Below are 9,702 nucleotides of genomic sequence, written 5' to 3' on the forward strand. Positions count from 1 at the left end.
ACGCAGGAGATGCTGGATTTCTGCGCCAAGAAGGGGGTTCATCCCGATGTGGAGATGATCCGCATGGACGAGATCAACGACGCCTTCCTGCGGCTCGAGCGCGCCGATGTGCGCTACCGCTTCGTCATCGACATGGCCTCGCTGGTTCCAGCGCAGGCGGGGTAGGGCGCGCGGGTCGGATCAAGATCATGGCCGCGCCATCGCGCATGGTGGTGCCATTCCGAAGGGCGGTGCCATTCCGTGCGAGCGCCTTGGGGGAGCAAGCCATGAGACCCATCGTCATCTGCCACATGCTCTCGTCGCTGGACGGCAGCCTCCATCCGAGCCGCTTCACCTGGAGCCCCGATGGCAGCAAGGCCGAATGGTCCAGGCTCTATGAAGAGGTCCATGAGGGGCTCGAGCCCGACGCCTGGCTCGTCGGCCGGGTAACGATGGCCGAGATCAGCAAGGTCGGTCCGCACGCACCGGCCCAGGTCGGCCCGGTCGAGCGGCCCTGCCATTTCGCGGTCCGTGAAGCCGAGTGCTTTGCGATAGCGCTCGATCCATCCGGCAAACTCCACTTTGCCGGGCCGAAGATCGGCGGCGACCCTGTCGTGGTGCTGCTCGGCCCTGGGGTTGCAGACAGTCATCTCGCCGAACTCGCCGCGGACGGTGTCTCCTATATCGTCGCCGAAACCGCGAAGATCGATCTGGCCGCCATGCTGGATGTCCTCGGCCACGAGCTCGGCATCCACCGGCTGCTGCTCGAGGGCGGCGCCGGTATCAACGGCTCTTTCTTCGCCGCAAGCCTGGTCAACGAGCTGAGCCTGCTCCTCGTGCCCGCCCTCGACGGACGGGGCGGACATCAGGGTTTCGTCGAGGCCGGAGAAGACGGCCTCGACGGCGATGTGCAGCTCTCCTTCAAGAGCTGCGAACCGCTGGCGCATGGCATCCTGCATCTGCGCTACATCGTGGCGCCCCGCTGAGGCCCGGACGCTGCGCCAAGAAGGGTGTTCATCCCGATGTCGAGATGATCGGCATGGACGAGATCAACGACGCCTTCGAGCGGCTCGAGCGTAGCGATGTGCGCTGTCGCAGCGTCATCGACATGGCCTTGCTGGTCCAGCGGCAGGGGCGCAGGGACGCGTGCCCAGGATCATGGCCGCGTCATTCCACATGGCGCGGCCAGTCCTGGCGATGCAACCACTTGTGTCGCTCCGCMTTTGCGGTGCCGGCGTCAGCGCCCGACCGAGGGCAGCCGCGGCCTCGCAACCGATGCCGATCTGGGAGGCGAGGACGCGACGATCCGGTCCGATGCCTCGAGCGCAGCGATCACGCTGGGCTGAATGTAGCTCCGCAAGTCCTGTCGCCAGGTTTCGGTCATCTTGTCCCAATGAAACTGATGATGGTTTCGTACGGATTCATGCAATGCCCGGGCGGCCGCCTCGACGGCCGCCGCGACGCGTCTCTGGTCCATCTCATACCCCCTGCAACCCACCCCATGAGTATGGGCAGATCATCGCGGGGGCGGGAAGGTCCGGTCTATGAGGCGAAGGACACATTACGGTTATTCCGGCTCTCGTATCCTCCATTGCCAACGCGCGGCGATGCCGGGCAAGGCCGAGGTGCCGTCCCGATCGAAACCCGGTCATCCCATCCGAAGTCTCAGCCGACCTGCCACGGCGCAGACGCTCTCCCGCAAGCACTCCTTCTGGGTTAGGCTGGCATCTACCTGATCGGTCGCATCAGGAAGGGGAGCCGCCATGAGGCCAGCCTCCAGACTGTCATTCGGCGTGTGCGCTTTCGGCTTGGCTTTGAGCGTGACCGGAGCGGCATCCGCGCAGCCCGCCGTGCCGGCGCCTGTCGTCACCATCACCTACGAGGCGCCGAAGAACCCGGCGCATCAGCCCGTCCTCGATCTCCTGCGTGAAAAGCAGGCACTCGAGAAGGCGGCCGAATTCTACCGGCTTTTCCGGCTGCCGAGGCCATTGACGCTGAAGGCGAAGGGCTGCGACGGCGAGATCGATGCCTGGTTCGAGAATGACGAGATCACGATCTGCTACGAGTATGTCGCGTATGTCCTCGACATCGCGCGGGGTCCCAAGCGGCCCGATTGGGTGAGTGAGAACGATGCTCTTGTCGGGCCGGTCATCGACCTGTTTCTTCACGAAGGCGGGCACGCGATCTTCGACTATCTCAAGATTCCGGTGCTGGGGAATGAGGAGGACGCCGCCGATTTCGTTGCGTCCTACATGGAGCTCAACCTTTACAAGGCTGATGCCTACGGCCTGATCGCCGGCATCGTCTATTGCTACCTCAACGAGGCGGGCGTCCACAGCTTCAAGAAGCTCAAGCGGATGCCGGGCGGCCCGGTCGACGGGCAGACATTCGCCGATGCTCACAGCACTCCGCTGCAGCGCATGTACAACGTGCTTTGCCTCGCCTATGGCTCCGACCCCGTCCGCTACAAGGCGCTGGTCGACAAGGGCGTGCTGCCGGCCGAACGCGCCAGTGGCTGCAAGGTCGAATATGAACAGGTCGACCACGCCTTCAAGACGCTGCTCGTCCCGCATCTTGACCAGGCGGCGCTGGCCCGGCTGTATCCGCAGGTGAATTCCGCCGCGCCGAAATAGAGTGTCTGTCTGCAGAAGGTGAAGCCCGGCTTGGCTCTCGGGACCCTATCATCGGGCTCACCAGGCGCGCGGCCTCGCGCACCCGTCGCCGAGACATCGAGGGATAGAATTCAGGCAAGCAGAGCAAAGCAGGCAAGTATTGTGAGAAGAGAACGGCCAGTTGAACCGGCCGTTCTCTGACATATTGGCTTGGGGCGTCAGCCCTTGGTGACGATGGGCGTTGCCGCTGGCGCGGGCGGGGGTGCTTTGCCCTTGCCGTAATAGGCGCATCCGCCGACGCCAGACAACGCCACTGAAATAGCCAGGATCAGGAGTGTTTTCATTGCGCAGCCCTCGTTGAGTAGGTCCCCACCCCGTCATCATAGTACAGATTGGCGACTAAATCCCGATGAATCCTCGCCTCGAAGTTTATCCCGGCGCAAACTGATGGTGTGATCGTTGCCCTGACCATCGCAGCGCCGGGGCAGCAGGGCGGCAAATCGCGGAGCCATGGTCGAACCCCTGCCAGCCCGGCCTTCCTGCTCCGCTTCCGGCCCATGATGGTTCGAGAATGTTTCGATTTTTTTAGCATTTACAAAGAGCGTTGACTAAGCAACCATTCGCTCGGCCTGGGGAGGTGAAGTACGGTACAGAGGTTCTGGGATCATGCCGGACCGCTCGGTTGCGATCGTCGACGACCACCCCTTGTTGATGGAGGGGATCGGAGCACTGCTCAAACGATGGGGCGGTTTCGCGCTCACCGCGACCGGGAACATCGCGGAGGATATCGTCTCGATCGTCAGGACGCACCGCCCCGGTGAGATGATCGTCGATCTCAATATGGTGGGGGATGTCTTCCAGGCGATTGCGGACGCGCTGAAGATCGCTCCCGAGACAAAGATCATCGTGTTCACAGCCTCGACAAGCCCCGATGATGCGATCAGGGCCCTGGATGCCGGAGCAAGGGGCTATGTCCTGAAAGGCAGCCCCGGCGAGGATCTGTTCCAGGCGCTTCAGGCCGCGCAGCACGGCGATGTCTATGTCACACCCGCCTTCGCGACCAAGGTGATCGGTGCCTTGCAGGACAAGGCGGTCGAACGCCAGAAGGCGATCAGCAACAGGCTCAGCGTCCGCGAGGAGCAGATCGTCAAATTGCTGCTGCTTGGGAAACGCAACAGCGAGATTGCCCGCGAGCTGTCGCTCAGCGACAAGACCATCAAGGGCTACATGACCAACCTGATGGCCAAGCTGAACGTGCGCAACCGCCTCGAGGTGGTGCTCGCCGCGCAAAGGCTCTATCCGCCGATGACCATCGCGACGGTCACAAGGCTCCACTCCTAAGGGAAGCCTGATCTCATCTGCTTGCCCGAGATGATGGCGCCGACGGCCTGGACGATGCGCCAGCCGATCATCGCTCCGGCGCTGCCCGCGAATGCGCAACCGGCCGAGCCGATGACGAAGAGCACGAGGCCGATCGCCACCGGCCGGCACCGGCCATAGCGGTCGCTGATCGGGCCCCAGAACAGCTGGCCGAGGCTGAAGCCGGTCAGGAAACCCGAGACCGTGAGCTCGATCAGCCCGGTATCGGCGCGAAGAGCGCGTGCGCCATCTCCGGCAAGGCKGGCAGATAGAGGTCGGTMGAGATCGACGCGAAACCCATCAGCACGCTGAGCACGCCGAGCACCCGCCAGGGCTGGCCGGCCGCATCAGGGCGCGACCGGGCGGCGGCGCAGGCCAGCGCCTTGGCTTCGATGTCGTTGCTCATGGGCCAGTTCCGTACGGTTGACCTGCCGGCGCTCAAAGGCCGGTGGTCGCGAGCAATTGCGCGGGATAGCGCTCGCCCTCGATCGCGATCGCCGCCGCAGCCTGCTCGATCTCGGCAAGATCGGCGGCGGTGAGCTCGACCGCGACGGCGCCAAGGTTCTCCTCGAGGCGATGAAGCTTGGTCGTTCCGGGGATCGGCACGATCCAGGGCTTCTGGGCGAGCAGCCAGGCGAGCGCGATCTGCGCCGGCTTCGCGCCCTTCTCGGTGGCGATGCGCTGGAGGAGATCGACCAAGGCCTGGTTCTTCGCCATGGCTTCGGGAGTGAAACGCGGCAGGATGCTGCGGAAATCGCCCTCGCCGAGCTTGGTGTCCTTGCTCATCGCGCCGGTGAGAAAACCCTTGCCGAGCGGGCTGTAGGGCACGAGGCCGATGCCCAGTTCCTCGCAGGTTCCCAGGATGCCATTGCTCTCGACGCCGCGCGTCCACAGCGAATACTCGTTCTGCAGGGCGGTGATCGGCTGCACGGCATGGGCGCGGCGTGCTGTCTTCGCGCCGGGTTCGGAGAGCCCGAAATGCCTGACCTTGCCGGCCGCGATCAGGTCCTTGACGGCGCCGGCGACATCCTCGATCGGCACGCCGGGGGTCGACACGGTGCTGGTAGAACAGGTCGATGACATCGACGCCGAGCCGCTTGAGGGAGGCATCCGCGACCGCCTTGATCTGCGCGGGCCGGCTGTTCAGGCCGGACTGCTTGCCCTCGACGAAGTTGAAGCCGAACTTGGTGGCGATCACCACCTGGTCACGGACCGGTCGTAGCGCTTCCCCGACCATCTCCTCATTGGTGTAGGGGCCATAGACTTCGGCCGTATCGAAGAAGGTGACGCCGCGCTCCACCGCCTGGCGGATCAGCGTGACGCCCTCCTGCCTGCTGAGCCTGTTGGCATAGCCGAAATCCAGCCCCATGCAGCCATAACCGAGGGCCGACACCGCTAGGCCATTCTGTCCAAGAAGACGTGACTTCATCGCCTGTTCTCCGGGGTTCAAAGGGCGTTCTCTCGCCGTGCTGCCGAAGATAGGGGAGGCGCCATCGATCAATTAGACGGCATAGACCGCATGAAGTCATATCCGTAGTTCATGAGTAAGCCTGAGCCGTGGCGTGCTAAACTGGCGCGTTCGTCACGCGCCGTACCTTTCGGGAGCGGCGAGTGCGCCGCTGGTGGAGGTCTGCTCCGGGGCGAAACTCAAACCCAGATGGCCGCTCCGGCAATCTGCTGGGAGTGGCAGCTGGATTCGACACGGCGTCTCGCTCGGTGCGATCATTGCCCGCAACCGGGAGGGAACCATGCACGGCGGTCCCCATGGCCAAGAGGCCTTCATCAACACGCTGGCAGCGTCGCTGGCCGGTGCCGCGAGCCTCGCCAGGAACGCCCTGGTCGAGATCGCCATTCTGGGCGGGCCGGAGCGTCTCGATGCCCTGGAGCAGCGGTTTCTGAACGACGCCAAGAACGCAACGATTGAAGGCGTCTCCATCGAAGAGGATGCTCGTCTGCTCAACGATATCGTCGCGACGGTCGGGATGATCTTTGCGCAGGCTCGGGAGGCCGTGGCCGAGCGCCTTGGCGATCAGCCGCGGCGAGGCGGCGAGGGGCCGAACCCCAATGGCGGGGAGCCTTAGGGCGCCGGCCCGAAAAGCGGATTGCGGCTTTTGCGGGCAGCCGATGCAGAGGCAGAAGGCTGTCGCCTGCCACTGATCCTCGATATCTCCGGGGGGCGGAAGGCGGCAAACCCAAAAATGCCCGTCACCGCTGGAAGAGGGGCGAACTTATGGCGACGCTGGAGGCAGAACGTCCCCCTCGGCGAGCGCGGCATTTCGGTAGCGAGGATCATTCGTGACTTCGAGTCCGACCCAAGACGGAAGATCGACATGCTGAGCGGCCTCGATCAGTTCGACCTCGGCGATCACAAGCCCTGCATGGCGGCCTGAGAACACATCCACGTCCCACGTCAACCCGCCATGCTCGACCCTGTATCGCGTCTTTTCGAGGGGTGGGCCGATGCACAGCGTCAGCAGCATCTCCTCGGCTTCCGCGACGGGGATTTCGTATTCGAACTCCGGGCGGGCCAGACCATGAGTCTCCMCCTTGATGGTGAGGAACGCCTCAGCGGCGGCACAGCGGATGCGGACGCTGGTTGTCCCCTTCGGCGTAAGATAGCCCTGGCGCAGGGGCTGCCCCGGGCCAGCTTTCTCCCGCCAATCGTCGGCGATGACGAGGAATTTGCGTTCAATCTCTGTGCCCATGTCCGGTTCGCTGTTGGGTCTCGTCTCACCAGCGATAACCTGATTGGCGTTCTCGGCATAACCCATAGGGGGAGCTCACCGCTTCACTCCGGACCCCGGATCGGCATCCCGGATTGGGTTTCGGCCGGCAGGCGTCGAAGGCCCTTTTCCGGTGCCGCCGCAATACTGGCCGTGCCTCCGCAGCAACAGCGAACGCTTTGCTCCGTCATCGTCCTCCCGGAGACAGAATTTTTCGCCGAGCAGCAGCGTTCTCGCATGCGCAGCTCCAGGAGAATGACGTTYGCCGTTTCGTTGTATTTCAGAAAGAACATTCTGTTTGACTAAAAGAACGATTCTTCGCCAGTATTTCGACGGCCGGTCGCGACATTCATCCCTGGCCGGGCACGAGCTGAGTGAGGAACAACCATGTCGAGCGATGCGCTTTCCGCAGGGACACAAGGGCTGAGGCGCCGCACGATCCTGGCCATGTCGCTCCTGCTTTCGGTCGCCGCCCCCGGTCTTGCGGCGGCCCAGGGGCAGCCCGCACCACTTGCGAAGGCTCCGGTCGGCACGAGGCTGGTCGTCGCCGATCAGAATGAGGCGCTGCAGAGCCTGATGCGGGCGTCGGGCGCCCATGACAGGCTGTCGAGCCAGGTGACCTATGCCAATTTTCTCGGCGGCCCGGCCATTCTCGAAGCCTTCCGGGCGGGGGCTCTCGATCTCGCGACCGTCGGCAACACGCCGCCCATCCAGGCCCATGCGGCTGGCGAGCAGATTCCGATCGTGGCGGCGCGCACCTCGTCCGAAACCGACTACGCGCTGGCCGTACGCCCCGGGCTGAAGATCGCCTCGCTGGAGGAACTGCGCGGCAAGAGCATCGCCTATGGCGAGGGGACGGGCCGTCAGCCCTTCGTTCTCAACGCGCTGAAGCTCGCGGGGCTGACGAAGAAGGATGTGCGGCTCGTGCCCTTGCGGGCCGCCGATTTCCCGGATGCGGTGCGAACGGGGCAGGTCGATGTAGCGGCGCTGAACGAGCCGCATTTCTCGCGCTATCTCGCCGATTTCGCCGATCGCGGCGCGAGCGCCCTGCCGAAGGACCAGAACGACCGCCTGCCGAAGAGCCTGACCTATCTCTATGCGAGCAAGCGGGCCCTGGACGATCCGGCCAAGCTCGCAGCCATTCGCGAGTTCGTGGCGGCCTGGATCGATGCCAACCGCTGGTCGCATGCGAATGCCGAGGGCTGGGTCGAGGCCTATTACGTCAAGCGCCAGAACCTCAAGCCGGCGGATGGGCGCAGGATCGTCGAAGCCGAGGGGCGCTTCGAATTTCCCCTGCTCGCCAGCCTGATCCCGAAGCAGCAGGCCTTGATCGACGTCATCCACGAGGCTGGCGACCTGCCGAAACGGCTCGATGCACGCGAGGAATTCGATCTGCGCTTCGACGACATCATCGCCGCCAAATCCAATTGAGGCTGTCCATGTCCGATCAAAGCCACGCGCTGATTGCCACGGCCTATTCGGTGCCCTTCGCCGCGATTGCGGGCGTTCCGGCGCAGGCAAACCCGACGCCCCCCGCGCAGGGCAAGCTCCCGAAACTGGCGCCGGGCCGCCTGCCTGCGGGCGCCATCCTGTTCGGGCCGGTCGCGCTGGTCGTTCTCTGGGAGCTCGCCTCGCTGACGGGGTGGCTCTCGCCGAAATTCCTCGCGGCGCCGTCGATCGCCCTGTTCACCGGCTTCGAGCTGCTGCAATCGGGCACGCTTGCCGACCATTTCCTGGCATCKGCGGGGCGCGCCTATCTGGGGCTCGGCATCGGCGTCGCGGTCGGCCTGCTGCTGGCGCTCGCATCCGGTCTCAGCCGGATCGGCGAGGCCTCGATCGACGGCCTCGTCCAGATCAAGCGGGCGATCCCGACGCTCGCGCTGATCCCGCTCGCGATCCTCTGGCTCGGGATCGGCGAGGCCATGAAGGTGGCCCTGATCGCCTCCAGCGTCTTCGTGCCGATCTATATCAACACCCATGCGGCGCTGCGGGGCATCGATATCCGCCATGTCGAGCTCGCCCGCAGCGTCGGGCTGACGCGCAGCGCCTTCCTGCGCGAGGTGGCGCTGCCCGGCGCGTTGCCGGGCTTCTTCACCGGCCTGCGACTTGCCGTGACCACCTGCTGGACGGCGCTCGTCGTGCTCGAACAGATCAATACCAGCCAGGGCATCGGCTACTTGATGAACCGCGCCCGCGACTATGGCCAGACCGATATCATCGTGGTCGGCCTCGCGATCTATGCGGTGCTCGGCCTCGGCTCCGATTTCGCCGTCCGGCTCTGGGAGCGCAAGGCGTTGTCCTATCGCAAGGCGCTGGCGTCATGAACGCCTCGGCTCATCCGCTCCGCCTGCCGCAGCCGGACGCCCTCGCGGTCAGCCTGCGCGACGTCACGCGCCGCTTCTCCGGCCGCAGTGTGCTCGGGCCCGCCTCGCTGGATTTCGCCGCGGGCGAGTTCGTCGCGCTCATCGGCAAGAGCGGTTCGGGCAAGAGCACGTTGCTGCGCGCCATCGCCGGGCTCGACGATGGTGTCGAGGGCGAGGGCACGCTCACGGTGCCGGCCGACCGCTCCGTCCTCTTCCAGGATTCGCGGCTGCTGCCCTGGAAGAGCGTGCTGCAGAATGTCGTCTTCGGCCTGCATGCGGCCGACAGCGACGCTCGCGGGCGGCAGGCGCTGGCCGATGTCGGCCTCTCCGGGCGGGAGGAGGCGTGGCCGAACGCGCTTTCCGGCGGCGAACAGCAACGGGTGGCGCTCGCCCGCTCCCTGGTGCGCCAGCCGCGCCTGCTTCTGGCGGACGAGCCCTTCGGCGCACTCGACGCGCTGACGCGGATCCGGATGCACGATCTCCTCTTCCGCCTGATCCGGCAGCATCGCCCGACCGTCCTGCTCGTCACCCATGACGTCGACGAAGCGATCAAGCTCGCCGATCGCGTGCTCGTCATCGACGAAGGACGCATCACCCTCGACCAGCCGGTTTCCTTGGCCCACCCGCGCGCCAGGCACCCGGGCTTTGCTGTGCTGCGTGGCGAAC

11 protein-coding genes and 2 pseudogenes are annotated in these 9,702 nt (G+C 65.0%); 8 read left to right on the forward strand and 5 right to left on the reverse strand.

Going from position 1 to position 9,702, the window contains the following annotated elements:
- The 3 genes and pseudogenes from AC1DJT_RS29680 to AC1DJT_RS29690 form a co-directional block, all read left to right on the forward strand.
- A pseudogene (locus AC1DJT_RS29680) lies at window positions 1–165 on the forward strand (NAD(P)-dependent alcohol dehydrogenase); the annotation flags it as partial.
- 101 nt (window positions 166–266) lie between these two features.
- Window positions 267–965 (forward strand): RibD family protein, encoded by a 699-nt coding sequence (locus AC1DJT_RS29685; protein WP_441504551.1) that lies wholly within the window; start codon window positions 267–269, stop codon window positions 963–965.
- A gap of 864 nt (window positions 966–1,829) precedes the next feature.
- Window positions 1,830–2,612, forward strand: a complete 783-nt coding sequence (locus AC1DJT_RS29690) for a DUF4344 domain-containing metallopeptidase (protein WP_441504550.1) — start codon at window positions 1,830–1,832, stop codon at window positions 2,610–2,612.
- 197 nt (window positions 2,613–2,809) lie between these two features.
- On the opposite strand, the gene AC1DJT_RS29695 is transcribed toward AC1DJT_RS29690, so the two are convergent.
- Window positions 2,810–2,935: a hypothetical protein gene (locus AC1DJT_RS29695; RefSeq protein WP_441504549.1), complete on the reverse strand. Its 126-nt coding sequence runs from the start codon at window positions 2,933–2,935 to the stop codon at window positions 2,810–2,812.
- A 322-nt stretch (window positions 2,936–3,257) separates the two neighbouring features.
- On the opposite strand from AC1DJT_RS29695, the gene AC1DJT_RS29700 reads away from it, so the two are divergent.
- Entirely contained in the window at window positions 3,258–3,932 is a 675-nt protein-coding gene (locus AC1DJT_RS29700) for a LuxR C-terminal-related transcriptional regulator (RefSeq protein ID WP_441504548.1), read from the forward strand.
- Here the strand turns inward: AC1DJT_RS29700 and AC1DJT_RS29705 are convergent.
- The 3 genes and pseudogenes from AC1DJT_RS29705 to AC1DJT_RS29715 form a co-directional block, all read right to left on the reverse strand.
- Entirely contained in the window at window positions 3,929–4,168 is a 240-nt protein-coding gene (locus AC1DJT_RS29705; RefSeq protein ID WP_476775867.1) for an MFS transporter, read from the reverse strand. The genes AC1DJT_RS29700 and AC1DJT_RS29705 overlap by 4 nt on opposite strands.
- Window positions 4,165–4,356 carry a hypothetical protein gene (locus tag AC1DJT_RS29710; RefSeq protein ID WP_441504547.1) on the reverse strand — a complete coding sequence of 64 codons (192 nt, stop codon included), beginning with the start codon at window positions 4,354–4,356 and terminating at the stop codon, window positions 4,165–4,167. The genes AC1DJT_RS29705 and AC1DJT_RS29710 overlap by 4 nt, the downstream gene beginning before the upstream one ends.
- Window positions 4,357–4,388: 32 nt before the next feature.
- Window positions 4,389–5,379, reverse strand: a pseudogene (locus AC1DJT_RS29715) (aldo/keto reductase).
- Between the two features lie 319 nt (window positions 5,380–5,698).
- Between AC1DJT_RS29715 and AC1DJT_RS29720 the strand changes: the two are divergent.
- Window positions 5,699–6,031 carry a hypothetical protein gene (locus AC1DJT_RS29720; protein WP_441504546.1) on the forward strand — a complete coding sequence of 111 codons (333 nt, stop codon included), beginning with the start codon at window positions 5,699–5,701 and terminating at the stop codon, window positions 6,029–6,031.
- A 147-nt stretch (window positions 6,032–6,178) separates the two neighbouring features.
- On the opposite strand, the gene AC1DJT_RS29725 is transcribed toward AC1DJT_RS29720, so the two are convergent.
- A complete protein-coding gene (locus tag AC1DJT_RS29725; RefSeq protein ID WP_476835453.1) occupies window positions 6,179–6,655 on the reverse strand; it encodes a CYTH domain-containing protein in 477 nt (158 codons plus the stop codon).
- A gap of 405 nt (window positions 6,656–7,060) precedes the next feature.
- Between AC1DJT_RS29725 and AC1DJT_RS29730 the strand changes: the two genes are divergently transcribed.
- The 3 genes from AC1DJT_RS29730 to AC1DJT_RS29740 all read left to right on the forward strand — a co-directional run.
- Window positions 7,061–8,104 (forward strand): PhnD/SsuA/transferrin family substrate-binding protein, encoded by a 1,044-nt coding sequence (locus AC1DJT_RS29730; protein WP_441504545.1) that lies wholly within the window; start codon window positions 7,061–7,063, stop codon window positions 8,102–8,104.
- Between the two features lie 8 nt (window positions 8,105–8,112).
- Entirely contained in the window at window positions 8,113–8,997 is an 885-nt protein-coding gene (locus tag AC1DJT_RS29735; RefSeq protein ID WP_441504544.1) for an ABC transporter permease, read from the forward strand.
- A partial coding sequence (locus tag AC1DJT_RS29740; RefSeq protein ID WP_476835452.1) for an ABC transporter ATP-binding protein occupies window positions 8,994–9,702 on the forward strand: 709 nt, incomplete at its 3' end. The genes AC1DJT_RS29735 and AC1DJT_RS29740, both read left to right, overlap by 4 nt.

It is taken from the genome of Allobosea sp. 05T422_2, from assembly GCF_056396265.1.